This is a genomic window from Prochlorococcus sp. MIT 1342 (assembly GCF_047304495.1).
GTDB lineage: Bacteria > Cyanobacteriota > Cyanobacteriia > PCC-6307 > Cyanobiaceae > Prochlorococcus > Prochlorococcus marinus_D.
Map to the genome: position 1 here is coordinate 820472 of NZ_CP138957.1, position 25432 is coordinate 845903.

A 25432-nucleotide genomic window follows, 5' to 3' on the forward strand; every position below is an offset into this window, starting at 1 on the left:
GCGTCGTCAGCTTGTATCGCTTAGGCATATTGATAACCCACATCGCTTATGAATTGAGCAACAACAGCCATAAGCCACTTCCGCTCAACCCTTGGGCTGTGATTTTCACCGTGACCGCTATAGGTTTTACGGATGCAAGCCTTCCCCTCGGCATCCCCGCGAACTTGCTGTTTCAAGCCCCTCAACAAGCAGCTACGCGTTTTTAGAGCTTGGCCACACGCGACAACGTATTCGCTGCTCCAATGACTGAATTCAGCTGACCTGTACGAAAGCCTTCTTTCATCACGGCCTTCATCATGTGAACCATCTCAGCGACAACAATCTTGCGGTCATGGTTGACGTCATCAATGACAACCTGCCGTGCTTCTGCGAGATAGTCCTCAGCTTGTCGTTTTCCGATACCCCATTCATCCGCGGCATATCGAATCAACTCTGAGTTGACTGCACCTTTAGAGAGCATCTGTACAAATTGCAGGATGCGCTTTTCTTTTTCGTACTTGGTGCATTTTTTACCCATGCTTTGGATTCTGGCAGGAATTAGTTCAGGGGTCGGCTTTGCAGTAATGCACGGACCTGCCGACCCTCGAGGATTCGACCAGTAGCAACCATGAACTTGTTAGCGATTGGATTCGGCAAAGCGTCGGGGTTTTCGTCGACGATCTCCCAGAAGATGTCTTCATGCAGCCCGAGGAGAGAAGAGGTATTACCTCGCGCGCGCGGGGCTTTGTTTTGAGGCTCCTCAGCCTCCTCAGCCTCTTTTGCATTGAGCAAAGGAGACAAAGGAGACTGAATAAATCGCAGACTTGCATTAGCAACCTCCGGAACCTGGGGAGGCTGGGGAGGGTGTTTTTGGATACCCACGCGCGCGAGGCTGAGATCAGAGCCAATGGGCCGGTAGCGAATAACAGTGCCGCCAGCTCGTGGATCATTGACGTTGCGCTTATCGATTAAATGCTTGTCGACGAGTTGCTCAAGGGTCGCGCGAGCTTTGCGAACGTGATCGAACTCGTCATCAGAGAGCGCGCTAAACACTCCTGGCGCATCACTTTCGAGGTGATGATCAGTCCACTGATTACGAACCTCTTGCAAGACGTTCCTTTGCCGCGCAGAGAGCTTGGCTTCGACTTGTTCAAGATTCTTGGCTTCCTTGATGTCTTGACCAGTGCCATGGCTAATCCATTGGCTGCGATCAATCTGTTCAATAACAAGATCAATCGGTTTGCTATTGCGACCTTCTGTTGTGAGGTTGATGCGTTGATCGCCTTTTTTGTCAGGCTCAAGCCATTGAAGGCTGATGATTTGTGAGACAGCCGCAGGGATGGCATTTGAATTACGAGAGGCATTAGAGGCTCGCTCGTTGGCTCTGGACTTGCTGGAGTGATGCAATAAAGCCGGAGTTGTCTTATACGGCTCGATCATCTCCATAAGGTTGTAAAGCGGCTCAGCCGCTTCTGGTTTTGCCTCATCGAGGCCCAATGGTGCGATCAACGCTGCATACGTGTCACACCACAGCAGGGCTCCGGGGGTTTCAGCGCAGGCTTCGCTGATTTCTTCAATACCCTGCATATCGAAGTAAACGGGGCGTGATCGAGACCAGAGACGTTTGATCGGGCCTTCTCGAGTAAGTCGCCATTTGCCTGTATCCGATTGCTCCATGAGACCAACCGGAGCCAATACAGCACGCCAATCAGCGATGGTTTGATCAGTGCCAGCGATTAAGACCGGCGGACACGGGCCTGTCAGCTGATAACCGAGAAATTCACCTCTGCCGTAATGCCATGCGGAGATAAGACCAGCCATCAATGCTGTCTTGCCTACTTTCTGCAATGCAACAAGCAGGTTGGGGGTTTGTGCGGCCAGGATTTGATCCCACGCCCAGATCTGTTCGGGAATATCAAATTCATCTTTCTGCGTTGCAGGTCCAGCACTTCCTTGAAGCCGTCTTCTTGCTTCAGCGTTAATAGCAAAGATTTCTTTCTGCCCTAGCTGAAGGCCAACGTCAAATGCCACGGCCTTTAGCAGGGTTGAGCGTTCTTCAGGTCGAACCTTTTCGGCCAATAACTGCTCTGCATATCCGCGCAGTTTGTTGAAGTTGCTTCGATCCTTTTGAAGTTGACGCTTGAGTTCGGCAGGAGAAGGGTTGGGGATTGGACTTGTCATTTCCTTACAGCTCCCCAACGAAAAGTCCGCATAGGACGTGACCTTCTGCTGGTTAGCTGCTCATGAGCCTTGAAGGTCAGAACATCACCTTCAGGGATTGGGGTGCGTTTTACGACTGCCAAGCCATTGATGATTTGCCCTACTACGAGCGGGCCATGTTTTTGTTCAGCGCTAAAAGTGCTGCCCGGCATGCAAAGAATCAGCCCGTCTGATGTCTCGTCACACCAAAGAGAAGAACCCCCAGAGCCGGAATGCCTGCCACAAATAGGGCACGGGTTGAGCTTGCGCGTGCCTTGGCGTGTGGTGCTTTGTTTTGCACCTGTGCGTTTGCGGTTCGTGGTTTCAGTGGCCACTTCAATCGCATACTCCATCCAGTCATCTGGAGGTGCACTGAACACTTCTGGGCCTAGTCCTTCAGGCCAGAAGTAATTGCCACCAGAAGAAGGATGTTCGCCACAGATGATGACGTGACGAGCACCATCAAAGAAAACTTCTAGAGCTTCACCTTTTCGTTCCCCTTCTTTGTTTGCGGTGATGGTCTTGCCTTGAAATTCAGGAGTCCCGCCAAGGTGTGGCAATCGCGCGATCTGATCTGGTGTTGGCCGATACAGAACCTTCAAACGAAATGGGTCGTTATCGCGGTGCACCTGCCACGTTGTGACAGACCGTGGATCCAACCCCTTTGAGCAGGCGTATTCAATAGACGTTTCACCATCGAAATCAAAAGCCAACAGCGGCCCAGTTAGTGCGCCAGTGCGAGCACCAACAGAACGAATGCCAGGGAAGTTCTGTAGCTGTTCTGTGGTGTGTCCTGGGTGATCAGGCCAGCCCTTGAGCATCGGGCCTTTACATTCACTCCCCCAGCCAACTGGAAGAAGAGCAAGCGCATCTTGAAGTTTTTCAAGGCGATGCAGTTCTGAGAACCTCATGATTCCGCCTCGTTAGGCGTAACGGCATCAGGCTCATCAAATGATTCGACTTCAGCGGCTTTGATTGCAGTGGCCTGCTTGCGTGCTTTGGTGATTCGTTTGGTTTTCTCAATCTGCCATTGCTTAAGGGCCGGGATGCTCCAGCCGACAGGGCTATTTGGTTTCCCTGTCCGGTATATCCAATGCTGGCCAGCGGTGAGTTCTTCACCACGATGAAGGGCCCACAGAGTTGATTTGCCCATCTGCAATGCAGCGGCGGCTTCTTCTGTTGTTGCCCAAATGGGTTGGTCAGTGTTCATGAGGATCAGAAAAGATCCCCTTCTTCAGAAGAGCTACAGATCAATCAAGCGTTGCTTGAACTCGTCCTCGAAACCTCTCAATTGCTTGAGCTGATCCAGCGTTGACTGAGACAGTCCATGCGAGGCAAGTGTTTGCACCTCGCCATTTGCGACGCGCTCACTAAAGCGAGCATCAGACCTAAGCCAGTCAGCAGGCGTTGAGTTGACATCGAGATCATCCCGCCCGGCCATGATCAAACGCGTGATTTGTCGGCTTACATCACGCTTTGACTTGCCACGCAAAGTCTGCCCATGAATACGGGCTTCATTGCGAGCTTTGTTGGCGTAACGATTACGGGACATTGACAGTTCTGCTGAATCTTCCTCAGAAGGGGGTGTACAGAACCGTCCTTTCGACAAACTTCTATGGGTAGCCCTCACTACTTCCAGTGAGCCAACTCATAGAAACCCTCACTACTTCCAGTGAGCCAACTCATGAATGGAGCTGGTTAGGGACCAGGGAGACCCTGGCGGAGAGCAGCTCGGGGGACCCGAGGCGCTCTTCTCTTTCGGTGAAAAAAATGTACCAACTGGTTCTGAAATAAGTCAACAGCTGCTGAGTCGCTTGATCGAAAGTCTTGCGCTACGGCCGTGGCAGCAACCTCTCCTAGCGCAGCCTTAGCGCAAACCTGCTTTTGCTATTCGCTGAGATTCAAGTCGGGGCGACAGGATTCGAACCTGCGACCTAGTGCTCCCAAAGCACCCGCGCTACCAAGCTGCGCCACGCCCCGCCACGCAAGAATCCTAATCTCTGGAGTGCTTATCAGTAAAACCTTTGCCACCAATAGGTTCGGCCATTTTGTAGAGAATCACTCTGAGTTCGTCTGTGGCGTGGGCGTCACTCAGCCGATCGGGCTGATTTTCCTCCCTTGTTGCTCTGACAATCGCAACGACAACCCCCACAACGTTGGTTGGTGCAGACGTTTCAGCAAGGGTCGGCAGGGATCACCTACGCCATATTTTTGATAGTCATGACTTTAAAATCGAGCGATTGTCCATGATCATGTTCACCTCATGCTGGTAGAGCTATATCTAGGTGGACTAAAAGTTCAGAAGCTAATGATGGAGACTGGTCGAGCAGAGGCAAATCTGTGGTTTGGCCAGCACTAATCAGGAACATACTGATGCCACACCCTCCACAAGAATTGATTCGCCGCTTGGAGCGAGTGCTGACTCCGAAAGAAATGAAAGCCTGGCTAGAAGGCTGGCAACAATCATTGGCAGCTGGAGAAGAGCCACCGCCGATTCCAACATGGGGGTTGCCATCACCTAGCCCCAATAGAAATCTCTAGCCTACAGAGAAGCTGTGATTTTACTTCTCTATTCTGATTAAATCATTCAATGGTTATTGGTGTTTTAGCCGCGCTTTCTGGATCTCTTGCTTGGACATTAAGTAGTAGTCTTTGGCGCTCAATCGATACGTCATTAACTGCCTGGCAATTAAATGGTCTTAAGATCGTCATTGCCACATTATTTTTGTGCCCTGTACTTCTATTCTTGCCATGGTCTGAGCAGACCAATGGCTTGATGTTGTTGATGGCCAGTGGCGCATTAGGTATTGCATTGGGAGATAGCTTCTACTTCGCTGCTCTGCGACGACTTGGAACACGAAGAACGTTGACGATTGAAGCGCTAGGACCTCTTTTGGCGAGCTTTTACGGAATGACATTTTTAGCTGAGACGATAAATTTTAGGTCTTGGCTTGGAGCAATCCTTGTTGCAACATCAGTTGTGATTGCAGCCTTTCAGCAGCCACCCGAAAAGGGAATGATTGTCAGCCGTCATTTCTCGTCTCAACGTTTGGGGCTACTCTTTGCTCTCTCTGGTGTGATTTGCGGCGTTAGTGGTGCCGCACTCTCACGACAAGTACTCCTTCTAGGACAGATCACACCTTTACAAAGTGCTGCCATTCGCTTACTAGGTGGATTATTGCTCATTATTCCTTGGCTTCGAAAATGCATTCGGTCAGTTCCTTATCCACGTCCGTCGCAAATCCGTTGGCCCAGGATTCTGTTTGCAACATTGTTGGGAACCAACCTTGGGATTATTTTGCAACAGCTAGCTCTGCAAAAGCTTCCCTTAGGGATTGGGGTTACATTACTGAGCAGCTCACCTGTAATGGCTTTGCTTCTTTGCCGCTATGAAGGCGATAGACTAAGGATTGGAGGAATAGCTGCATCTTTTATGGCAGTTTTTGGAATTTGGCTTGCAGTAACTAGCTAAATACAAAAAAACTTTAACTCTATTAAATAGAATCCTTTAATTTTGTCAACCAACTCAGGCTCGCCATGGCATTAACCATAACTTAAGAGGGCGTGGCCATCAAAGATGTCAGAGTTGGCTTTGGTGTCTTAAAGATTGCCAGGTTCTAATCAAAAGGTTAGGCGTTAGAAAATCAGATAAGTTGAAGAAACTGTTCTTAAACTTATTGATAACACCTGGCGAAAGTCTGATGAGAAGAATCAAGTCTTGACTCTAGCTCTTAGGCTGACATTATTTTTTACTAGGTAGCCATGTATAAACTCTGGATGTCATAAATTAACGCATCAGATATTGAGAAGCCTTAACAAAGCAAGGTTTCTCTTGTCGCTTGAAGACAGCCAGAGAGTCTAAATAATCGGATTGTCATTCAATGCCCATAGTGCCCTGCTAATAGATGCTCATTGTCTTTTCATAACGTTTGGCATAGAACATAGCTAGGGAAAAAGCAACCTTCAAATGGAAAGTCGACGAATGAGCATTACTTTTATATTTGCTCTATCGCTGTCGATAAAGAACTACTCAGTTTTGGCTTCAGTTAGGCCCCTTATGGGTCGCACTCACTTCAGAGGGCGCATCGTGACCACCAGCCATTTGCTTAAGGGACTGACTAGCGCAGATCGTGCTTAGGGCAATTACAACCAAGGATCCAGTGCGCAGAACCTCCAGAACGATAGGGAGGTGAGCATTGATTCGGTCTCGAGCAGTTGTCATCAGATCAATTGAGAATATCCAATTACAGCAAACAATCAACCAAGAAAAAACCCTTGGTGGAATTCTTGAAGGGAGACGTTGCTTGAAAGTCTTGATTAAAATGGAAGACGCCGGCGAATTCTGCCTTACAACCCTTAGATAGCTGCCATCTGGTCATGCAATGAGCTTGACCAGTCATACCCAATGCTGTTTTGCGCTAGAGGCCAGATGAAACAGAGATCCCACAAGCAGCAGTTTGTTCCTGAAGATCATTGGAACATCTGTCTACCCTTGCAGTCGACCCAGCTTTGCCTGGTTGAGTTGTTGGAGCCCAGTGAAATTGGTTAAAGCTCTGTTCAGCCATAGGTTGGAGTTCGACAATGGTCAATCACTGCAGAGAAAAGCAAGACCTTGCCTGACCATCCCTCAGCAAATCACCAGACAAATGCTTTCTATTTCTTGTTTGACTGCCAAATTTCATGACAGGCAAAGGGCTTTGCTTGTCTGAGCCGATAGTGTTGCTGAAATCGGGCAAACAACGAAGACGTTCTCATCATTTGTGGATCGTCACCCCTGAGGCTCAGCAGGTTGGTTCTAGAAGCATTGCTGCGTAGAGCGAAGCAGAGCAGATCGACTCATGTCAGAACAAGGAAACAACCAGGGCTTTGTAGCAACGTAAGACATTCACTCCCCGTGGCAGGCAAGCAACGGCTATACGAATGCTGACCTCATTAGTTGTCTTGACGTAGCGATCACGTCAGGCCACTGCAATAGAGTCTGTAAGGCTTAGCCAAAAATTATCCTTATGGCTCAGGAGGCCCTGATGGACTCTCTCTCTTCTATGGATGTTTTGGGATTAATAGCTGGAACACTAACCACAATTGCTTTTGTTCCTCAATTAGTCAAGGTTTGGCGGTCTAAATCAGCAAAAGACATCTCTTACGTGATGTTCATTCTTTTCATAGCCGGCATCATCCTATGGGAGATATATGGCTGGGGCATACATTCTATGCCAGTGATCCTGTTCAATGTGATCACCTTCATGCTAGGACTTGCAATCCTAATTCTCAAGTTTGTCTTTGACAGGCCAGCTGGCGAGGCAACGGAGATATCAAAATAAAATTCGTGAATGACGAGTTTACTCATGAATTTATTTTTATTGGAAAGACAAACCTAATAACAGTTCAATGGCTATAACATGCTCGTAAAAGTGTTTAGATTGAGTGGCCATACAACATTGACTCAACTCAATACTTGATGCAAAGTGTTTCAATTGCAACCAGCTTATAAGTATTTACCATTGCCTGGGTTTCCCTAATCAAAGTGAATTTCTTGCGTTTACGGTTCAAAGCCTTTGCATCGACGAATATTTGTGTGAGCAGGATCACAGCATATCTCGTCTCTGATCACTACTGATCAGGCATTATTGGGAGAAACTATCAACATTGAGAGCTTTATGCTTTCTCACTTATTTCAGACCAATGAACAGCGACACTCCCAAAAAACAACAAAAGGCACAGATTTTAAAACGCGTGAAATATCTAACGAATCACGGCCGTCATTATGAAGCCCAATCTTTGTTTTGTAAACATTTTAAATGAAGCAAGTCTTCGGTAAAATTACCCCTTCATTTGATTGCTGAGAAATGTTTTGATAATGAAAGGTTGATTTTCGTAACACTGGTTTGCCTATTTTTCATGAGTCAGTTATAAAAAAGTTAAGAATACTAATACAATTGTCAATTAATTCCATTGTTCGAATGTCAAATCAAAATCCAACATCATGAGCAACCAAAAATCAGCCCCACTTGCCTTGACCAGTTTATCCCTTGTAATGATCCTGTGTAGTGGATGTTTAGGGAGCAGTGAGCCTCAGGAATCCTCTAGAGACATGAGTACTGAGGAGAGAGTGGAGGTAGAAAAGGATCAACAACAGGCAAAAGAAGAAAAGAAAAAGATTGCCAGAGAACCGATTCCAAGAAATGAGAAAGTTTTGGCTTTAGAAGAGCATGAAAATGGACTCGACGTAGCCCTTCTTAGGGTAAAGCGATCAAGCGATAATACACTTACTTTACAATGGCGCTATATTAATAACACAGACCAGGAAGTGACATTGTGCAACTCACATTGTTGGACAAATCTTAGAAGCAGTTGGCTCGCGGATTCATACATAGTTGATAATGTTAACCAGAAGAAACATCTTGTTGTCAAAGCAGATAAAAACCCTATGACTACCAAAGTCAATAGCCCAACAAAGTTGAACCCCGGAAGCTCTTATAAAGTTTGGGCTAAGTTCCCTGCGCCACCAGTTGAAGTAGAGAGTGTTTCGATCTATATACCTGGCACAGTACCTATAGAGGATGTACGGATAGAAGGTTGATCCAATGTCATTACCAATTAGGTATCAACGGCTTTTCTATTTAATGTCCTTTTCTGTTGCTCTAATACAATCAGGTAGTATAAAACCTATCCAGGCTTGGGTATATGATTTTCAGCAACCCATGCCTGTTATAGCAACTAGTAAATCCAGTAAGCTTGATAAACCGACTTATAACACCAAGCAAAAACTAAACAGTCTTTTGTATGAAACCCATGATTTGGTTTTTGACGTAAATACGATTGAGTACTCTATTGAAGATCTACACATTGTTATTGAGAAAGAACGTGAGATTCTTATTGAACTTGCTGCTGATGTTCTCTTCGATTTCGATAAAGCCAACCTCAAGCCATCAGCTGTTACTTCTCTTGAGACTGTCGCCAAACGCATCCGTGAGTCTTCCCGAGGGGACGTTCGCATCGAGGGTCATACTGACTCAAAGGGTTCGAATGACTACAATCAAACTCTTTCTGAGAAGCGTGCAATTTCAGTTCGAGATTGGTTTGTCTCTGAGGGTGGCCTAAGCAATGTTCAATTCGTCACCATGGGCTTTGGGGAATTGAAGCCAGTGACCTCTAACACAACTGAAGAAGGCGACGATAATCCAATAGGGCGTCAACGTAATCGACGTGTTGAGATTATCATTAAAACCGGAGACTAATTTCTACTAGCGAGAAATTCAAATCCGGTAATCTTTCTTGTTATTTAATTTCTCCTTGCCAAGGTTAGTCGCGAATCTGTATTCTGTTCGTTCTAATCAGCTACTTTGTTGATTGGCTGCCTGGCTGTGTTAGCCATCTTAAGAATCTTGTTTCAAGGATCAGAAAAAACACTCTAATTTGTGCATGGCTCAAAATTTTCATTCAATGCTGGGCCACCATCTGCGGGCTGGATACAGCTTGACTGTTGAGTCTGTGGCTCTTCATTCTCAGTTCTATACTGTTGATCTTTGCTTCCATTAGAATTCATTTGCTCACTGATATCAGATAAGAGCATCTGTCCAACAAGCCCTAATTGGCTGCCAATAAATAACGAGATGAAGAAGCTGATCACCAACAAGGGCCATGGTGCTGACTTGTCGGTCTTGAGTTTAGCCATGTCTCAATTTAGATGCTTAGGGTCTCTAATCAATTGATAGTCGTCATCTTTGACACCACTTAACGCAAACCATTGATTCCCTAGGCTTCCGTTCTCTGCAGAATACTCGCAGCTAGCCATGGTTTAAAAGAGCGTGATTGCCGCGAGACTACCCAGCCGGGTAGATCATAATCCCACTACAATCCCATAATTTTGTTCAAGATAGCTCTAGGATTTTCATGGTTAAAGAACAGAACCTCCTGTCTTTGTTTCGTTACTAAAACTATAGATATTTTCCATCGACTCCGAATCCTTGGTACAAATGTAATTTCCGATTTTTGCATCGCCTTATTCTACCTATGAACTGGCCACCCAACAAAGCTTGGACAAGCACAACTTCTCGGCTTGGTTTTCGCCATTTTGTTGCCATCAACTACGGTGGCAAGGGCTCAGATCGATGGGTGAATCTCGTTTCTGTGCTTGATGGCCAAGCACGATTACGTGTGTCTTGGCAGGAAATGAAAGACTCCTCTATGTGGGACAGTGGCTGGGAACAGCTCCCTAAACTTGAAACAAAAACAACTGATGATCAGATAGTTAATCAACAAGTAGATCAAAATATGCAAGAGGCTTGTCTGCATCCTTCTGAAGATTTTGATGATCGGCCGTGGTTTGATCAAGAAAACAGTTGAGCTGATTAGATGCCTGACTTTTCTTTTTCTATTGATAGATGATTGAATCAAAGACCATTTACTCCCCTCTCTAATTATTGATATCTGCTTGTTCCTAGATTGGCCTCTTATTAACTCTTAACCGCTTACCACTTAGTGCTTGCATACTTTATAACTAGAGCTTTGCTGTTCAATGAAAACCAGCTTAATCGAACCCAGCCGGCTTAAGTGTTATGTCTAGAAATCCCTCGAGCTCTGAGATCGGTAGGATCTGTTTCACTGCCTCCCCGATAGGGATGATTAAACCAGATGCTATCAGCAATGGCATGCGGTCAACTCTCATGCCCTTGCCTATCTTCTGAACGCAAAGTAGTTCTGTAACTCCGTCTGAGTTGTTGCGCTCATAGAGCTTGGCATTGTTGATTTGGGCAAGAGCAGATGGAACGAAGCCATGTTTTGCTACAACATTTGTGAGTTTCATAGTCCTAGCCTCTCTTTGATCAATGGGTCGAGGTCTTTCTTGAGGAAAGCGGCGTAGGCCAGAGCTAGGTTTAAATCACCTCGCTGCTCTGCATATTCGATTGCATCGAGCACTGCCAACTTGATCGTGTGGATGTTTGTCAGCCCACGCGTTGCTGAAGTTCTCTTGATTGTGTTGTTCATTTACTCATTGCGGTGGAGTTGTTTTAATGCCGGAGGTTGTCGGCATCTGAATCATCGACTTTTTCTACTGCAAAGTGCAACCCCTTGTGTGTAGGGATACCCCTATGCTTCACTTTGGATCCCTTATGGCTATTGTGTGTTGGCTGATGCAGCTTCAGGGCAATGCCTGTCAATCTCACCATCACCAGGCGACTGGCTGTCAACCTTCCGCTTTCGCTTGCGGCAGAGGTGGAGCGTTTGGCAAGAAATGAGCGTCGTTCTATTTCCTCATGGCTTCGGAACGCTATTGAGGATCAGGTCTTGCTCGAACTCAATCGCGAGCAGCACAGGTCTTGAATCGTCTCAAGCCGTTTTTAATCAAGCTGATCACGTAACGGGTCAGACCTTCTCCCTATCGTCTCTTCTACAAGGCCCTTCGAGCAGACTGGTTTCCTACTCATTCAATGAAGGAAACTCTTGTCGATAACGATCATTTGCGAAAGGCTTTTGGGCCCTCTTTTGAGAGCTTGAATGCGAACTCTCTACATCAGTGAACAGTGCAAATCATCATGCTGAGAGAACCAGGAGATGGCCAACCTAGCTCCCATGAAGAACTGGGTTTTGGTTCTGTCGATCATCTGCTTGCCATTCTTAGATTATGCGGCCTTGCTGGAATGATGCAGATCAAGACGCTGCCAGCGACCGCTTTGGAATTTCGGGAGTTGCCAGACTCTCTGGGCTTCCTTTTGTTGACTTCGAATCTGACAGCAATGCTCGCAAAGGTATGGCTCTAGCTCCACCCCAGTTGCCTGTAAAAGTGTTGCCATTGTGCTTTGGCAGTTACCCATGGATAGCAAAGAGGCACGCCATTCGCCAGTCCTCCTTTTTTCTAAGGCCACGAATCAGCCAAGGCTTTTTGCATGCCCTGCAACGATCATGGCCTAAGCGAGCGGCCCAGGCTTGTTACTAGTCAAATCGATAGCCAACAGCCCCATCGGCCTGACCATGCCGTACTGATGCATCCTTTTTCTATTGAGTGAATCAATCACCATGAATCTCTTGGAACCCCAGGATCTGCCAGATCTTCCCAAGCTGAAGTTGGCCGTTGTGGGCCACGTTGAATGGGTGACCTTCCTGTCTACAGATCAATTACCCCAGCCTGGGGTAATCAGCCATGCAGATCATTCTTTTGAAGAGCCCGCTGGCGGTGGAGCTGTTGTCGCGGTGCAATTGGCTCGGCTCGTTAAACAACCCGTTCAATTCATAACAGCTCTAGGTCGAGATTCATACGGCGAAAAGAGTTTTCAAAGACTGCAGCAGCTTGGCTTAAGCCTGACTGTGGCTTGGCGTGATCAACCCACTCGTCGGGCGATCAGCCTTGTTGATTCTCATGGGGAACGGGCAATTACAGTGATTGGCGAGCGTATACAACCCAGAGCAAAAGATGCGCTGGGCTGGGGAGCCCTTGCTGGTTACGACGGTGTTTTTGTGACCGCTGCAGATGCACCTGCACTGCATCATTGTCGTCATGCTGGTGTGTTGGCAGCTACTCCTCGCGTTCGTCTAGAGACACTTGAGCAGGCGAATATTCAGCTTGATGCGCTGATTGGTAGTGGTCTTGATCCAGGCGAACACGTTCCAGATACAGCTTTCTTTCCAACTCCCCGGCTGAGAATTGCGACTGAAGGAGCTTTAGGCGGTCAGCTATGGCCTGGCGGACGCTATCAAGCTGTTTCACTGAAGTCTCCAGTCGTGGATGCCTATGGCTGTGGCGATAGCTTTGCCGCTGGGGTAACTGCAGGTTTGGCTGCTGGTTGGACTGATGAACAGGCCATCAGCCTAGGGGCTCACTGCGGTGCAAGCTGTGCAACTCATTTTGGGCCATACTCCAGTGATGAGTGAGTCTGAGAGTTGGGCGTTGATTCGACCTTCAGACTTGAAGGCAAGCCTGCCAATAGCTTGTGAGCAGCTTGAAGTGAGGATCAACCTGATTCACTTAGGCAATCGCGATCAGATCTTTATCAGCAAAATTAGAGATAGCGCTCAGCTTGATTCAGAAAGATGGCGCTTGGTTTGCAGAGGCAATTGGCCGGGAGGATGATCAGCCTATAAATCCAAGAAATCACACCTGATTGATGTCCAAGATCTGCGCGGTCCCTGAGCACTTTTTTGCTTGTTAGCAAGACGTCTTATCGGCTTTGATCAATTGAGCATCTACCCATTCGCCCTTTGCATTGTTCTCAACCGATGGGCAGCTCAGCTGCTGGATCAGGACTTTCGAAGAGCGAGGCAATCCTTGCGACAAGAAGATCAATGCGTTAGAAGCTTGAGTACTACCGAATTGGAAGACGATCAATGAGATCCTCTCCACACCCTTACGAGCTGACCATTGTTGTTGGCATTGCCCTATTGCTTGGAGGGCGCTTTTCAGTTTTTACTTTGCGCCCCGTATTTATTAGCGCAATCGCATTGTTGATCACCTTGACTGCATCGCGCTCCCAACGACGGATAAAGCCTTCTCGCTCATCGTTAACTCCAATCCGTTCAACGCATGTCAATCGGAATGCACAACCTGCACCTATCCCCGAATGGGGTCCACATGCCCATCAATTGTCCAGCAGTGCACCGACTTCACGGTTGAGGGTGTCGCCGCCTCGCGCTAGGAAAAAGCTTCATCCCCTTTCTTCTGGCCTGACCAAGGCTGGCAATCCTGACTAGATCAAGAGAGAGGCAGGCTGTCGCAGATGGTTGTACTTAGATTTTGCTTCGCTACAAAAACTATTGGGTTATTGATCTCTAAACAGAACACCCTTTGATCAAAATGACTGAATCTGATCAGTGGTTTGATTCTTTATTGTCATTTTTTTTACGGGTATAATATTGATTCCTCGTTAAAATTTCAGCGTATTCCAGCAATATCATTGACCTACATGTTTGCAGGATATCGATCTTAAATTGATTAGTCAACTGTCAAGTCTTGTTTATTGCTCGGTTGATATTGTTGTTGTCATCATTTTTCTTCATCTGCAATTCCTTCAACCCAGTGTTGATAAACTTTATTTTTAGTTCCGTCAAACCCCTGCAGCTTTAGCCAATGATTCCAAACCCTCGAAAGCTCAATCGCATCTTCAGGAACTTGTCTTGCGGTCGGCAGGCTTTTTGTAGGTTTTGGCACGAGTAATGTGAGGCTTGGTTCGAGTACATTCCAAGCAGCACCCTTCTGGGCCGAAATGATTACTGCGTCAAGGTTATCATTTTTGAGTTCCTTGAGTAGCTCGGCCGTTCCTTGCGATGTGTTCAAGATAGCGTGCGGAAGCAATCGTTGCACCCAATTGATACTGTATGGGGAATGAGCTTCGAGGCCAACTCGAAAACCTTTTATAGCCTTGATCTCTTTCCATCTATATTTGCTACTGAATCGACTCCCCTTTAACAGCAATCCTATGCCATAGCTTTGATTGGTTGAAGTGTACAACACCTCAGCAGACTCCTGAGGTACAATGATATCACTGGATAGTTTTAGGTCACATAATTCATTCTTCAGTGCCTCGAGTCCATTTGGTCTAACCTTATTTGGATTACCCAAGTGATCGATTTGAATAAAGCTGGCTTTCATGCCCATATCCTCTGCAAATAAGAGACCAGTTTCTACATCAGCACCAACTAACTCTTGTTTTACATTGCGATAAGCCATTGGATAATCCTGCTTATGGATGCAGTAACGGATTGCTCCTCTAGCCTGCATTGACGGCCAGATACCGGCTTCTTCGAGTGGCTTGGGTTCCTCGATTAGCTCTGCTTTTTCTTTGGCCAGAACAAAGCCTTGGTTCTCGAGTTGACTTCGATATGGATTGCTTGGCTGCGGAATTTGATTGAGAATAAACCGACTCACACTGATGAATATTGGTATGATTAGCATTGAGATAGCAACCGGTAAGAGTTTCGATAATCTGTATCGAAATCCCTCAAGGCTGATCCATGTACCAACAAGTACAAGGCTGATCACACTCATGCATGCGAGCAGCGTGCCAAGACGTGCTACAGCCAACTGATCAAGGGCGATGTAGAGATTCACCATGTCTGTAGGCAGGCCCATCTTGCTCAGCAGGAATGTCATCGCAAGCACGCCTTCAAGGAAGGTGCTTGCCAGACCTGTGATGAGGAAGCTGGGCATTTGTTCGACTGTTAACGGATTGCCTGTAAGCCAACCTGCAAAAGGGACGAAAGCAAGCGACAACACTCGGCCCATATCAGGAAAGACCAGCGCAAGAGGCGTTAGCACCTCAACCGGTAATTCGATCGACTGAGCTAACTTTTTACGGCTTTCACGATCTTCTAAGCCAAGGGAACGTTGTCTTGCCATCCCCTCAATCAAGAGCTGTTTGCCTTGATTGATTAGTAATGGAAGTACCACCAGTAAATTTGCTGTTGAGAACGCAATCAAAAGCGGTGTACGGAAAGACTTGATCAGTTCCCCGGCCTTGATAGGGGTGACTGCCTGAACGAGGTAGGGAAGGAAGAGAAATGTAAGGACAACTGCAACTCCGCCCTGCAAAACAATGTAGATGGCGAGTCGAGGGAGCTCTGATGGTGAAACTTGAGACGTCGTGCTTGCGAGGATCGCAAACACTCCAAGTGGTGTATACCTTGCGATGTATGCAGAGATCTTCAACAGCGCTGATTGAACCCGGTCCAACACCTCGATCAAGCCCTGCCTTTTTGGAACTGAAATCAAAGCGATGCCGAGCGCAATAGAAAACAGCACCACTGCTGGGATTTGTGTGTCTGCAAATGCAGCGAATGGATTGACTGGAATAAACAGTTCGATGAGGTTCATCGGCTTAGCAGCCTCTAAGAGGCTTGGCCGAAAGAACGATGCTTCCCGCCAATCTGGAAAGCCAAGGGGAATCAAAAGCACTGCCCCGAGCACGACCACCCAGAAGCCGACCAGCACAATCGCTGCTCGGCCGAGTAGCCGACTTGCTTGAGCAAGTTCAAGGCGTCCCACTCCAGCCACGAGCGAAATGCTCAAAAACGGCACAACTGGCATCTGGAACAGGCGAAGGAAGCCTTCCCCTATTGGTGCAAGCAGGCCCACCATGGCGACGGGAAGCATCAGCCCAGCAATAACCCCTGCCAGTAAACCTTCAAGGATCTGCATCGATAGGCTCTGACGCAGAAAGCGGCTCAGTGGCCAAAGAAGCCATCGCAGTCCGGGAACCATCTCGGCAACTCCATGTCCCGGAGGGCGTTTCACGTCAGTAAAACGATTTCTCACGGTTAGCCATTAAAGGCAAGCACAGAGTTGAGAACCTGTCACTCAAGATTAATGATCAGTTGATCAATGCGTAGTGCTTAAAAATCTCAGAGTTTAAATTTATCAACACAGAAATGTCTTTTTGGCAATAGAAGCCTCAATACTTATTTGTTTATTATAGACCCAATCGTGCTTTTCAGCATTGCCTCAATCGTCTTAATTCGCTATTAAAAGCTAAATGACAGAGGAAGCATGGCTTCACGACTGATCTTCTATTCACAAATTTACGATATGGCTTGCTTCTACTTATCGAGGTGTTAAGCGGCAGCGAACCGACTCATATTCTTCCGCATAATTTGCTGACAAATTCTAATTATTCACCGTGACGATAACTCCTTTCTAATGAGTCTAATAACTCTTCTTTTTGATTGCCGTGCTATTGCCACAATCAATTTAACGGCAATAGTGAGTGTTGGAATTCACTATAACACAGAGATTAAATACTTGGATATTTAATCAGGGATTTTATTAGCTTTTAACTGACTTTTAACTGGCTTTTTGTCTGGTAGTGAATTTTCGTCTTCAGTTCTTTCCACAGTTGAGAATTAGGCTGATCTGATTAATGATCAACGTCCCCCTACGATCACAGGCGTCCCGCCTCCTTTTGATCCTGGCAAAGCAGGCACAACCTTAGTGCTACCGTCCCATTTGTCGAGGAACAGTTTGAAAAGCACCTGGTCGTCGAGGGTGCGGTTGAGGGTTTCGTATCGCTGTGCTTCCTGCTCAGCAATTTTAACTTCAGTTTGCGCTCTGAGAAGTTGTTGCTCTGCAATCTGCTTTTGTTCGATAGCGGCTCTGTACTCTTCAGCGATGACAAGGCCAGTGAGATCAAGGCCACGAACTTCTACATAGTCAAATTTATCGAGTTCATCAGCGACAGCCCGTTCCACAAGCTCTGAGATGTCGCTCCACTTGCTGGCAATAGTGACAAGTTCGTATTGGGAGAACACTGATTTAAGTGCCTTGAGCAGGGAGGGTTGAATGATGCGTGGATAGATTTCGCGGTCATTGCTGGCGATTGTGCTGTACACACGCCCGGCTTCATTCGGCCGTACTGCATATTTCACTGTGGCAGTGGCCTCAATGACTTGAAGATCCTTTGTTAGGGAGGCGAATTTCTCAGGCCTCACCTGCGTGCGAACATCAAAGGGAGCTACTGCTTGGATGAACGGAATTTTGAGGTTTAGCCCTGGCAGACGAGACCCCCCACTGACTTTGCCCAACGTGGTCACAACTGCAACTTGACCTGCTGGGACGACGAACAAAGCCTGCGTGATCAAGATAAAGCTGGAAAACAAGAGAGCGATCAGAAGTGATGCCGCACCTCCAGGGGTATTGGGAGTGACGTTACGAAAGGGGGTTTCCATGTCTAAATCGCGATTGCTAAAGCCTATGGAGCTTTCCTGCATTTTGTTGATACTGGGCGCTTCGATTGAGGACCTCAACACCATTGAGCTCTTTGGCCCTCAGCCAAGCAGTAGATCTAACGAAACTCTGGCGAACTCCTTTAAATACATCGACCATGCAGCCGCAGGTGATCGAATGCATTCATCTAAGGATGAGTTATCTGGAGGATTACCTGCATTGTTATGGACATTTCAATGATGATCAGAACTCATCAATTACTCAATGAGTCTTCTCGCGTAGATATGAAATAGGATGTAAAGTCATCCACATCAGTTTGGCTATTTAGCCCAAGAGGGTCACCACATTTATCGACAACCATTGATGTAACAAGTGATGCAATTTTGTTTTCGTCTATACTTTCTAGCTGCTTGTCATTGGAGATGACAGCAGTCCATAACGAGGGATTGAATGAGGGTTTGCGATTTTCAGCAATTGCAATTTTAAGAGCACTTTCTTGCGTAAGGCCCATGGCAACTCCATTGCAAAATTTGCCTGCATAGCCTTGTGCGACTTTGAGCTCTAATGGCGTAGGATTTTCTACATCAACAATCTCAGAAGCGAAGACTGCTGCAGGGGAGAATATTGTCAAAACAAGTGCTAGTAAGGCTATTATAGTCGCTGTTCTCTTCAGCCTTATCATGATGGTCTTGAGAATTGTCATGGCGATCTATTTGTCTTGTTGATGGTGCCACAGCTGCTGGGCTTGGCTCAATGGCACGAGTAGCTTCCAAGGCGATTAGGCAGTACATGAAGCCTGAATCAATATCAAGTTGATTTAGGTATTTTGATCAACTTCACAGGCAAGATCGCATTGGGTCAGCGCTGGGTTGGTCAATCGCTCGAGTACTCGTGCCATATCCACCGCAGATAACTCTCCGTTGCTGTTCCACTTGAAGGTGGTTTTGCGTTGGGGAGGGCTTTTGTCGGGTTTTGGTGTTCTGGAGTTTTGGGTGCTCATGATTGGCTCCCTGTATCGGGTGATACATATAAGCCTTAGAAGCACTGCTGAAGCTCAATTCTTACCCAACCTTTACTCAGCTTTTCTTTAGATTTGTCTTCTAGGCGCTCCCTCTGCGTGTCTTTGCAGCTGTTTCAGCAGGTTTGGCTTGAGTGCATTGGTTGTCATGGCCTTTGATGACGTTGATGGACGAGGGGGGTTGTTCAGTGCTAGAAGTGGCAGCGATTTTGAAATGGACGTCATGGACGTGGTTATGCCTGCAGTGCTCTTTGCCTCAGCAGTCGGCCCCTCAATCCGTCCCGAGATAGCACTGCTTATCGCTGGAGGACTGTTCCTGCTTGCCACGCAAGTCTTCGTCAAAAAAGAAGGCTGAACCTTCTTTTCATAAGGCGAGCATCTAACTGGGCTCAGCCTGAAATGGCCCTCCATGGTTCATGGAGGGAATTGCCATAACGTCTTCAGAATGCTCATGCTCTCTAGAAATAAATACTGTTTTTTTTGCTGATCTCGCTTCAGCACATCTAAATCATTTGGGTCAGGCTCAAATCTTTGCTCCTTTTGATTTCCCTAATTTGGTCTAACCATCAAAGATTTGCTTGACTCGGCTTTGTCGGTCTGCATAAATTCTTTTCAACATCAGGGTTTCTTCTCCTCTGTCAACAGCTGGACTGGTGCGTTGCACAATGCGGTCTGAGCTGTCCAAGACCTGGCCATTGCAGGAAGGTCGGTATCTCATTGGCAGTCTTTGGTTCTTGAAAATTCTGATAAGGAGAGCAAGCGGCCGTTAGCTGCCTATGGGCAAGTCTTGTCTTTAACCTCTTTGCTGAGTTTGAGTTTTTACTCTGGTGAGGATTTCGCCAGCCATCTCAACCAGGTGAAGCAGGAATTGCTATCTATTGAAAGAAGAGTGGTGAATCAATCATGTGTTTAATCGGCTTGCTTGGACTTCTAGCCCCAAGAGTTGTGCTGATTGCACTTTGGTTCTTTTATCAACCATTTATCATGGGTCCATTTGCTGGCGTTTGGATCTGGCCATTGTTAGGGCTGTTTTTGCTTCCAACAACAACCCTTGCTTATTGTTGGGCAATCGCACTGGATGGTGGATTCAGCAGCTTTAGTGGATTGTTGATTCTTGCAATGGGCATTCTGTTTGATATTGGTTTCCTTGGCGGAGGAAGAGGAGTGCTGCGTCGTTAATGCGAATGTACCGCTTGATTGATAAGGAGGTTGGAGAGTACTTTCTCAATCTCCTTCAGGATCTAAGTTTGCCTAGCTCATAGCCGCTCCAATCATGATGATTGATTAGCTCGACGATCACTGATGATTTTGGCCAGCTCCAGAACGTAACCTGCGACTACAAACTTGCCACGATTGTTTCGACTAGAGTCTGGGTCGCTGCGAATCGTTGCGGTTTCGGCCATTAGGAGATCAAGTTCACCTTGAGAGAGTTCGTACAACTCTGAGAGGTTCACCTCCCGTCGAAGTAAATCTGACTTGAACCAGCGGTCCTGAGATTCTTGTGGAGGGACACCTGGTTCAGTTGAGTGGCTACCAACAATCGGACTCAATGGATTGGAAACATAGACATTTCCATTCACAGTACTTCCCGTCGCAAGTTTTAAGGCGAGCACGAGACTTTCAACTCCCTATTGCAGCAGCACATCCATTCTCCAAGGCATCAAGTCAACGCGCAGGTCTGTGAGATCGAGATGGTATCTATGCACGTGAGGGGCGAAACTGTCTTGATGTTGTCTATGCAAGCGTGATTCAGCACCCTTATGAGGTGATCGTGATCGGCTCTGGTGCTACTGGAGGGGTTGCGGCTCTAACCCTTGCAGAAGCTGGAGTACGTGTACTCGTTGTAGAAGCTGGGCCAAATTTGTCTGCTCAAAAAGCCCTGGGCTCAGAACCTGGAAACACCCTTAGACGTTTGGATGGTTTATGTAGCGGCAAACATCGATCTCAGGCTCAACATCCTGGCTATTGGAAAGCGAATCCGTTGCTCTACGCGAATGAAAAGGAGAATCCCTATACCTATCCTTCTGAACACCCCTTCATCTGGACCCAGGGTCGTCAGGTGGGGGGGCGCAGCCTCACTTGGGGTGGAATCACTCTTCGCCTTTCAGATCAGGACTTAAAGGCTTCGCGCAGAGATGGGTATGGGCCTGAATGGCCACTGCAATACAGCGAGTTAGCCCCTCATTACTCCGCCCTAGAAGAGCGCTTGAAGGTTCATGGTCATGTGGATGGGTTGGAACAGTTACCGGATGGCAACTACATCGCCCCATTACCGTTCACAGCTAGCGAACAACAATTCGCTAGCGCTGTTGATACGGAACTTGGTTATCCAGTCATTCATTCACGAGGGTTCGGACCTCACCAACCTTCAGTTGATGGACCTTGGCCTCGTTCAAGCAGTCCGGGCAGCACCTTACAGATGGCACTTGCCACAGGCAAGGTAGAGATCCTCAGCAACCACAAGGCTGAGCGGTTGCTGATGCATCCAGATCATGAAGCAGCCCGAGGGGTGCTGGTGATTGATCAGCACAACGGCAACCGACAAGAGCTCCATGGTGAGCTTGTGGTGCTTTGTGCCTCGACAATTCAGAGTCTTCGACTCCTGCTGAGTTCCGAAGTGAACCATCACAGCGAGGGGTTTACTGACCCCTCGGGCAACCTCGGTTGCTATTTGATGGACCACGTCTCCACCTGTCGTTTCTTTGCTCTGCCACGTACCCAAGTGAAGCAGGTGTCTGAGACTGACTCAACAGCAAATGTGCTTTCTGGAGCTGGCAGTTTTTTTCTTCCTTTCGGTGCTTGCTTAGAGCCTAAAAATCAGTTGAAGTTCTTGCGGGGTTATGGACTCTGGGGAGGGATTGATCGCTTTGAACCCCCAGATTGGTTGAAACGTAAACCAGAGACGGCTACAGGTTTTCTGATTGGGCATGGTGAAGTGTTGCCTTCACCTCACAACAAAGTGACGCTGTCAAGCACTTTGGATCGCTGGGGTGTTCCGGTACCACATATCGATTGTCGATGGGGGGAGAACGAGCAGGCCATGGTTGATCACATGCAAGGCACGATCAAGGCAGCGATCCAGTCAGCTGGGGGAACAATGTTGCCGCTCAAGGAGCTGATTAATTTGATGTTTCTCGAACCCCTTCTCGATGGTGCGCTAGCTCTCAGTGAAACGTCTCCACCGCCGGGGTATTACATCCATGAAGTTGGCGGTGCTGCGATGGGAGAAAGTGAAGATTGCAGTGTGGTGGACCGTTGGAACCGTCTTTGGCGATGTCCAAATGTGCTTGTTGTGGATGGAGCGTGTTGGCCAACATCCGCCTGGCAGAGTCCCACTCTGACAATGATGGCGATTACAAGAAGGGCTTGTCTAGAAGCCCTTAGGCCTCGGCGTGGCTGAAAAGGTCATTGAGATACCGCTCAGTAACGGCTCGATCCCCGCAGCCGTTTTGAAACAGGAAATGGGCGATGGCTGAACTCATCACACGGTATTGGTCCCAGTTGGGATGTGACCCGATGAATTCCTTCATGCCTCGATAGAGCACTTCTGGAATTTCTGCTTCAAGGCTCACATAGGTGGAAGTGGCCTCAACTGATTGGCAAGCATCATTGATTTCAACGCAGCGCTCGAGGTGATTTCGATCCATAGAACGCCTTCAGCGAGTTTTTTTCTTGACACCAGGAAGCCACACTCTTGGGCTTAGCGTCAATCGTTGCAAGCACTTAGCAAGCTGTCCCGTGGAAAGGCAAGACTCATGTGCTTACAGGCGTTCCGGCTTCATTGGGCTGAGCAGGGAGCCGAACGCAGTCCAAGGCTTACTGATGTAACGCAGATCAGTAACAAAGCTGTTAAACCACAGAGTCACCTTCCCATCAAGAGTGTTGCCCAACAGACCGTGGAAAACCCTCGTAGAACTGTGGAAAGCAGTCGAAGAAAAGCCCCCCCTGACGACTGATCAGCCTTACTTATCTAAGTCGAGTCGCGTCTATCGCAAGTGAGAAAGCTGCTGACGATCCTTGCGTTCTATAAGTGATTTTAGGTTTCAGTTTCGCTTGATTTTCTCAGGCTGACTGGACCAAATGGATGCTCAGCATGGGGATAGGGGTAGTGACCATGGCTGTGGTCATGGTCATGGTCATGGTCATGGTCATGGTCATGAGCCTTTTCCTTTAGGGACACTGGTATGCCGTCGGGCTGACAGGCACCAGTGCACTCCTTTTTGCACAGGGTGCAGCTCTCTGTAAGGCCTTCGACGTGATGGTGATGGCTTTCCTGCGCAAGACCAACTTCGTTTTCAAAGCCGAGAAGCTCAGACCTGTATTTACATAGCGAACAGTTCATTGCGGTATCTCCGCCACGCAAGATCTCGTCAATGCGATCCCGAAAGGTCTCGATGACAAGGGGGTGGTCTCCGAGGTATTTGGCCGCAAGAAACTCAATATTGGGATGATCATCTGCAACCCGCTTTGTGTGCTGTCGAATCCGACTCACCAACACCCCTGAGAAGAGGAAGTAAGGAAACACGATGATGCGGCGGAAACCGAGGCGGACTAGGTAACGCAAGCCAGGCTCCACAAGGGGGAAGGTGACGCCGGAATACACGGTTTCACCCCAACCGAATCCGAAGCCTTCTACCAACATCCTGGTGATTTTGGCCACATTGGAATTGGCATCAGGATCTGAGGAGCCACGACCTACGACCACCAGGAGCGTCTCACAAAGTGGGACTTCAGGAGCAGATTCAAGCGCCTCTTTCAAGCGGGCGCCGGCCGCACCGATCATTAAGTCGTTAATGCCGAGTTCGCGACCGTAATCAATGATTACCCCTCTTTCAGCTGCGTAGTTGTTGAGTACGGAGGGGATGTCATTTTTGGCATGGCCTGCGGCAAACAACATCGCCGGAACTGCAAGAACCCTCTTCACGCCTTGTTCAAGTAGCCGATCAAGGCCTTCTCTGAGCACTGGACGGGCAAATTCCAGGTAGCCATATTCAACGGGAACTGTTGGAAATTTTGGCTTGAGGGCCTTGACTAATTGGGCAAACTCCTCAACGGCTAAGCGATTCCGACTGCCATGCCCACAGATCAGGATGCCGAGATGACCATCTGGATGATCTAAGGATGCAGAATTCACAGTGAGGAGCGACCTAGAAAGACCCTATCTGTTGTCGTGAAGCAAGAGAACCAAGGCAAAGTTCGATGTCTTCAATGAGATCTTGACTGAAGCCTGATGAGCAAGGGCTTTCTCCTCAAGACAGAGATGGTTACGCTTATCAATGAGGGTTAAGAGGCCGCCATTCATCGTCGCCTCCATGTTCCAAACGCACTTGCAGAGGATGCTTGCATCGCAGGAGTCTTCAATCCCAAAGCGGATGACATTCCTGCGCTGATGCGCTCGCTACAGCTCAAACGTAAACCCTTAATGGTTTGCAGCGGAGGCACAACCAGTCGCTGTGCAGCTGAAGGACACTGGACTCTGGATCTGCGCCAAAGCTGTCGCCAGATCCATTTCGATCCCAGCACCCAACACGTGGAGATTGGGGCTGGTCAGACAATGGAGAGTCTTCTCAGGGAACTCGCCAAGCACGGACGAAGTTTTCCCACAGGGCTATCAGGACTGCCAGGCCTCGGTTACATCCTCACTGGAGGAGTCAGCCCTTTGAGTCGCAGTCAAGGATTAGCAATTGATCAAATCCTTGAGATCAAAGGTGTATGGGGCGATGGAGAAAGCTTTGTTCGCTCCAAGCCGGAAGCTGCTTGCTGCTCTGAAGATCAATTGGCTTGGCGTGGCCTCTGCGGAGCAGCTCCTTTTCTGGCAGTGATCACAGACCTGAAGCTTCAGACACATCTGCTGCAACCGCTGCGTATCTGGCAATCAAGTTTGACGTTTGAACAGCTGTTGGAGCTTATCCATCAGGCTGAAAGCTGGCCTGATTCGTTAAGCCTGCAGTTGATCTGGGGGGATGAAATCCACGCTTACGGAGTGCTTCTTTCTGCCGATGCAGCCGCTGTTGCGACATTCAATCAGCTGCAAAAAACAACTCTCTGCACAAACGTTGTTGAAATTGACGATATTGCTGGCATACATGAATTGCCACCATTTGCATTGCCTGTTGTTTCAAACGCAGCGATTGGGCGTTGCCACTCTGAAGTCGTTGCATTGCTTGGCCCTGCTTGGGGGTCTGCCTGTCAGGGAGTGATCACGTCCCTTGCCGAACTGATGGCAGAACGCCCAGATCCAAGATGTTCCTTGGCTGTTCAACAACTCGGCGGAGTCGCCAGTCGGCAACGCAAGGATGTCAGTTCTTTGATTCACCGTGAGGCGATCTGGAAACCATGGATCACGGCAGCCTGGCCGGCTGGAGATAGCCATATCAGAGCGCTAAGTCTCAACTGGCTAGAGAAGGTATGGGCAACGCTTGAGCCTTATTGCGCAGGAGTTCATCTGGCTCAGATGCATCCGCATCTGCCATGGCATCAGCGGGAGCTGAAAGCAGCATTCGGCGAATGGTTACCAGGTCTTCAAGAACTTAAGGCTCGTCATGACCCAAACGGTATTTTGCCGTCGCTTTGAGATAAGGTCTGCC

35 protein-coding genes and 1 tRNA gene are annotated in these 25432 nt (G+C 47.9%); 15 read left to right on the forward strand and 21 right to left on the reverse strand.

What is annotated here, in order from left to right; all coding sequences use genetic code 11:
• The first annotated feature begins 53 nt into the window (after positions 1–53).
• Positions 54–206: a hypothetical protein gene (locus SIB79_RS04310; RefSeq protein ID WP_413681148.1), complete on the forward strand. Its 153-nt coding sequence runs from the start codon at positions 54–56 to the stop codon at positions 204–206.
• Here the strand turns inward: SIB79_RS04310 and SIB79_RS04315 are convergent.
• From SIB79_RS04315 to SIB79_RS04335, 5 genes are read right to left on the reverse strand one after another with little or no spacing between them, the layout of a single operon-like run.
• Positions 203–517, reverse strand: a complete 315-nt coding sequence (locus SIB79_RS04315; RefSeq protein WP_063402995.1) for a hypothetical protein — start codon at positions 515–517, stop codon at positions 203–205. The genes SIB79_RS04310 and SIB79_RS04315 overlap by 4 nt on opposite strands.
• A gap of 20 nt (positions 518–537) precedes the next feature.
• Positions 538–2160, reverse strand: coding sequence for an AAA family ATPase (locus SIB79_RS04320; protein ID WP_063402996.1), 1623 nt, complete (start codon positions 2158–2160; stop codon positions 538–540).
• Positions 2157–3089, reverse strand: coding sequence for a hypothetical protein (locus SIB79_RS04325; protein WP_063402997.1), 933 nt, complete (start codon positions 3087–3089; stop codon positions 2157–2159). The genes SIB79_RS04320 and SIB79_RS04325 overlap by 4 nt, the downstream gene beginning before the upstream one ends.
• Positions 3086–3388: a hypothetical protein gene (locus tag SIB79_RS04330; RefSeq protein WP_063402998.1), complete on the reverse strand. Its 303-nt coding sequence runs from the start codon at positions 3386–3388 to the stop codon at positions 3086–3088. The genes SIB79_RS04325 and SIB79_RS04330 overlap by 4 nt, the downstream gene beginning before the upstream one ends.
• Before the next feature lie 33 nt (positions 3389–3421).
• A complete protein-coding gene (locus SIB79_RS04335; RefSeq protein WP_063402999.1) occupies positions 3422–3730 on the reverse strand; it encodes a hypothetical protein in 309 nt (102 codons plus the stop codon).
• 136 nt (positions 3731–3866) lie between these two features.
• On the opposite strand from SIB79_RS04335, the gene SIB79_RS04340 reads away from it, so the two are divergent.
• The gene (locus tag SIB79_RS04340; protein WP_063403000.1) at positions 3867–4049 is read left to right on the forward strand and encodes a hypothetical protein; all 183 of its coding nucleotides are present in this window, start codon (positions 3867–3869) and stop codon (positions 4047–4049) included.
• Between the two features lie 35 nt (positions 4050–4084).
• On the opposite strand, the gene SIB79_RS04345 is transcribed toward SIB79_RS04340, so the two are convergent.
• The 3 genes from SIB79_RS04345 to SIB79_RS04355 form a co-directional block, all read right to left on the reverse strand.
• Positions 4085–4158, reverse strand: a tRNA-Pro gene (locus tag SIB79_RS04345).
• Positions 4159–4171: 13 nt separating this feature from the next.
• Positions 4172–4330 carry a hypothetical protein gene (locus SIB79_RS04350; RefSeq protein WP_196757573.1) on the reverse strand — a complete coding sequence of 53 codons (159 nt, stop codon included), beginning with the start codon at positions 4328–4330 and terminating at the stop codon, positions 4172–4174.
• Positions 4331–4537: 207 nt separating this feature from the next.
• Positions 4538–4696 carry a hypothetical protein gene (locus SIB79_RS04355; RefSeq protein WP_413681149.1) on the reverse strand — a complete coding sequence of 53 codons (159 nt, stop codon included), beginning with the start codon at positions 4694–4696 and terminating at the stop codon, positions 4538–4540.
• A gap of 72 nt (positions 4697–4768) precedes the next feature.
• Here SIB79_RS04355 and SIB79_RS04360 point away from each other — a divergent pair, with 72 nt between their 5' ends.
• Positions 4769–5650 (forward strand): DMT family transporter, encoded by an 882-nt coding sequence (locus SIB79_RS04360; RefSeq protein WP_063403002.1) that lies wholly within the window; start codon positions 4769–4771, stop codon positions 5648–5650.
• 570 nt (positions 5651–6220) lie between these two features.
• Here the strand turns inward: SIB79_RS04360 and SIB79_RS04365 are convergent.
• Entirely contained in the window at positions 6221–6400 is a 180-nt protein-coding gene (locus SIB79_RS04365) for a hypothetical protein (protein ID WP_063403003.1), read from the reverse strand.
• Between the two features lie 784 nt (positions 6401–7184).
• Here SIB79_RS04365 and SIB79_RS04370 point away from each other — a divergent pair.
• The 3 genes from SIB79_RS04370 to SIB79_RS04380 all read left to right on the forward strand — a co-directional run bounded on the left by SIB79_RS04370 (position 7185) and on the right by SIB79_RS04380 (position 9416).
• Entirely contained in the window at positions 7185–7499 is a 315-nt protein-coding gene (locus tag SIB79_RS04370) for a SemiSWEET family sugar transporter (protein ID WP_081215620.1), read from the forward strand.
• A gap of 770 nt (positions 7500–8269) precedes the next feature.
• On the forward strand, positions 8270–8758 hold the full coding sequence (locus SIB79_RS04375) for a hypothetical protein (RefSeq protein WP_063403004.1): 489 nt from the start codon (positions 8270–8272) through the stop codon (positions 8756–8758).
• A 4-nt stretch (positions 8759–8762) separates the two neighbouring features.
• Positions 8763–9416 carry an OmpA family protein gene (locus SIB79_RS04380; protein ID WP_063403005.1) on the forward strand — a complete coding sequence of 218 codons (654 nt, stop codon included), beginning with the start codon at positions 8763–8765 and terminating at the stop codon, positions 9414–9416.
• A 173-nt stretch (positions 9417–9589) separates the two neighbouring features.
• Here SIB79_RS04380 and SIB79_RS04385 read toward each other — a convergent pair whose 3' ends face one another.
• Positions 9590–9853, reverse strand: a complete 264-nt coding sequence (locus SIB79_RS04385) for a hypothetical protein (protein WP_236072505.1) — start codon at positions 9851–9853, stop codon at positions 9590–9592.
• A 338-nt stretch (positions 9854–10191) separates the two neighbouring features.
• Between SIB79_RS04385 and SIB79_RS04390 the strand changes: the two genes are divergently transcribed.
• Positions 10192–10524, forward strand: coding sequence for a TIGR02450 family Trp-rich protein (locus SIB79_RS04390; RefSeq protein WP_063403006.1), 333 nt, complete (start codon positions 10192–10194; stop codon positions 10522–10524).
• 184 nt (positions 10525–10708) lie between these two features.
• On the opposite strand, the gene SIB79_RS04395 is transcribed toward SIB79_RS04390, so the two are convergent.
• Positions 10709–10984: a hypothetical protein gene (locus SIB79_RS04395; RefSeq protein ID WP_063403007.1), complete on the reverse strand. Its 276-nt coding sequence runs from the start codon at positions 10982–10984 to the stop codon at positions 10709–10711.
• Positions 10981–11166: a hypothetical protein gene (locus SIB79_RS04400; RefSeq protein WP_063395317.1), complete on the reverse strand. Its 186-nt coding sequence runs from the start codon at positions 11164–11166 to the stop codon at positions 10981–10983. The genes SIB79_RS04395 and SIB79_RS04400 overlap by 4 nt, the downstream gene beginning before the upstream one ends.
• Before the next feature lie 162 nt (positions 11167–11328).
• Between SIB79_RS04400 and SIB79_RS04405 the strand changes: the two genes are divergently transcribed.
• Positions 11329–11502 carry a hypothetical protein gene (locus SIB79_RS04405; protein WP_155724567.1) on the forward strand — a complete coding sequence of 58 codons (174 nt, stop codon included), beginning with the start codon at positions 11329–11331 and terminating at the stop codon, positions 11500–11502.
• 299 nt (positions 11503–11801) lie between these two features.
• On the opposite strand, the gene SIB79_RS04410 is transcribed toward SIB79_RS04405, so the two are convergent.
• Positions 11802–11993, reverse strand: a complete 192-nt coding sequence (locus SIB79_RS04410) for a hypothetical protein (protein WP_196757574.1) — start codon at positions 11991–11993, stop codon at positions 11802–11804.
• A gap of 202 nt (positions 11994–12195) precedes the next feature.
• On the opposite strand from SIB79_RS04410, the gene SIB79_RS04415 reads away from it, so the two are divergent.
• The gene (locus tag SIB79_RS04415) at positions 12196–13047 is read left to right on the forward strand and encodes a carbohydrate kinase family protein (protein WP_063403009.1); all 852 of its coding nucleotides are present in this window, start codon (positions 12196–12198) and stop codon (positions 13045–13047) included.
• 453 nt (positions 13048–13500) lie between these two features.
• Positions 13501–13863, forward strand: coding sequence for a hypothetical protein (locus tag SIB79_RS04420; RefSeq protein ID WP_155724569.1), 363 nt, complete (start codon positions 13501–13503; stop codon positions 13861–13863).
• Between the two features lie 292 nt (positions 13864–14155).
• Here the strand turns inward: SIB79_RS04420 and SIB79_RS04425 are convergent, their stop codons facing one another.
• From SIB79_RS04425 to SIB79_RS04440, 4 genes are all read right to left on the reverse strand, one after another.
• Positions 14156–16402 carry a cation:dicarboxylate symporter family transporter gene (locus SIB79_RS04425; protein ID WP_236072508.1) on the reverse strand — a complete coding sequence of 749 codons (2247 nt, stop codon included), beginning with the start codon at positions 16400–16402 and terminating at the stop codon, positions 14156–14158.
• Between the two features lie 626 nt (positions 16403–17028).
• Positions 17029–17829 (reverse strand): prohibitin family protein, encoded by an 801-nt coding sequence (locus SIB79_RS04430; RefSeq protein ID WP_063398253.1) that lies wholly within the window; start codon positions 17827–17829, stop codon positions 17029–17031.
• Between the two features lie 251 nt (positions 17830–18080).
• Positions 18081–18530, reverse strand: coding sequence for a hypothetical protein (locus SIB79_RS04435; RefSeq protein WP_063403014.1), 450 nt, complete (start codon positions 18528–18530; stop codon positions 18081–18083).
• Positions 18531–18644: 114 nt separating this feature from the next.
• The gene (locus SIB79_RS04440; RefSeq protein WP_074161305.1) at positions 18645–18827 is read right to left on the reverse strand and encodes a hypothetical protein; all 183 of its coding nucleotides are present in this window, start codon (positions 18825–18827) and stop codon (positions 18645–18647) included.
• Positions 18828–18975: 148 nt separating this feature from the next.
• On the opposite strand from SIB79_RS04440, the gene SIB79_RS04445 reads away from it, so the two are divergent.
• Positions 18976–19200, forward strand: a complete 225-nt coding sequence (locus tag SIB79_RS04445; protein ID WP_041384382.1) for a hypothetical protein — start codon at positions 18976–18978, stop codon at positions 19198–19200.
• A 204-nt stretch (positions 19201–19404) separates the two neighbouring features.
• On the opposite strand, the gene SIB79_RS04450 is transcribed toward SIB79_RS04445, so the two are convergent.
• Positions 19405–19530: a hypothetical protein gene (locus SIB79_RS04450; RefSeq protein ID WP_413681150.1), complete on the reverse strand. Its 126-nt coding sequence runs from the start codon at positions 19528–19530 to the stop codon at positions 19405–19407.
• A 218-nt stretch (positions 19531–19748) separates the two neighbouring features.
• Here SIB79_RS04450 and SIB79_RS04455 point away from each other — a divergent pair, with 218 nt between their 5' ends.
• Complete coding sequence (locus tag SIB79_RS04455; RefSeq protein WP_063398190.1) at positions 19749–20024, forward strand: hypothetical protein; 276 nt, start codon at positions 19749–19751, stop codon at positions 20022–20024.
• Between the two features lie 92 nt (positions 20025–20116).
• On the opposite strand, the gene SIB79_RS04460 is transcribed toward SIB79_RS04455, so the two are convergent.
• Positions 20117–20458, reverse strand: coding sequence for a hypothetical protein (locus SIB79_RS04460; RefSeq protein ID WP_063403015.1), 342 nt, complete (start codon positions 20456–20458; stop codon positions 20117–20119).
• Between the two features lie 131 nt (positions 20459–20589).
• Here SIB79_RS04460 and SIB79_RS04465 point away from each other — a divergent pair, with 131 nt between their 5' ends.
• Entirely contained in the window at positions 20590–22245 is a 1656-nt protein-coding gene (locus SIB79_RS04465; protein WP_063403016.1) for a GMC oxidoreductase, read from the forward strand.
• Here SIB79_RS04465 and SIB79_RS04470 read toward each other — a convergent pair.
• The gene (locus SIB79_RS04470) at positions 22226–22492 is read right to left on the reverse strand and encodes a DUF2811 domain-containing protein (protein ID WP_011130280.1); all 267 of its coding nucleotides are present in this window, start codon (positions 22490–22492) and stop codon (positions 22226–22228) included. The genes SIB79_RS04465 and SIB79_RS04470 overlap by 20 nt on opposite strands.
• A 108-nt stretch (positions 22493–22600) precedes the next feature.
• Between SIB79_RS04470 and SIB79_RS04475 the strand changes: the two genes are divergently transcribed.
• Positions 22601–22801, forward strand: a complete 201-nt coding sequence (locus SIB79_RS04475) for a hypothetical protein (protein ID WP_155724571.1) — start codon at positions 22601–22603, stop codon at positions 22799–22801.
• Between the two features lie 80 nt (positions 22802–22881).
• Here the strand turns inward: SIB79_RS04475 and SIB79_RS04480 are convergent, their stop codons facing one another.
• Positions 22882–23979: a sirohydrochlorin chelatase gene (locus SIB79_RS04480; protein ID WP_063403017.1), complete on the reverse strand. Its 1098-nt coding sequence runs from the start codon at positions 23977–23979 to the stop codon at positions 22882–22884.
• Between the two features lie 243 nt (positions 23980–24222).
• Here SIB79_RS04480 and SIB79_RS04485 point away from each other — a divergent pair, with 243 nt between their 5' ends.
• A complete protein-coding gene (locus SIB79_RS04485) occupies positions 24223–25419 on the forward strand; it encodes an FAD-binding protein (protein ID WP_268873534.1) in 1197 nt (398 codons plus the stop codon).
• Positions 25420–25432: the final 13 nt, after the last annotated feature.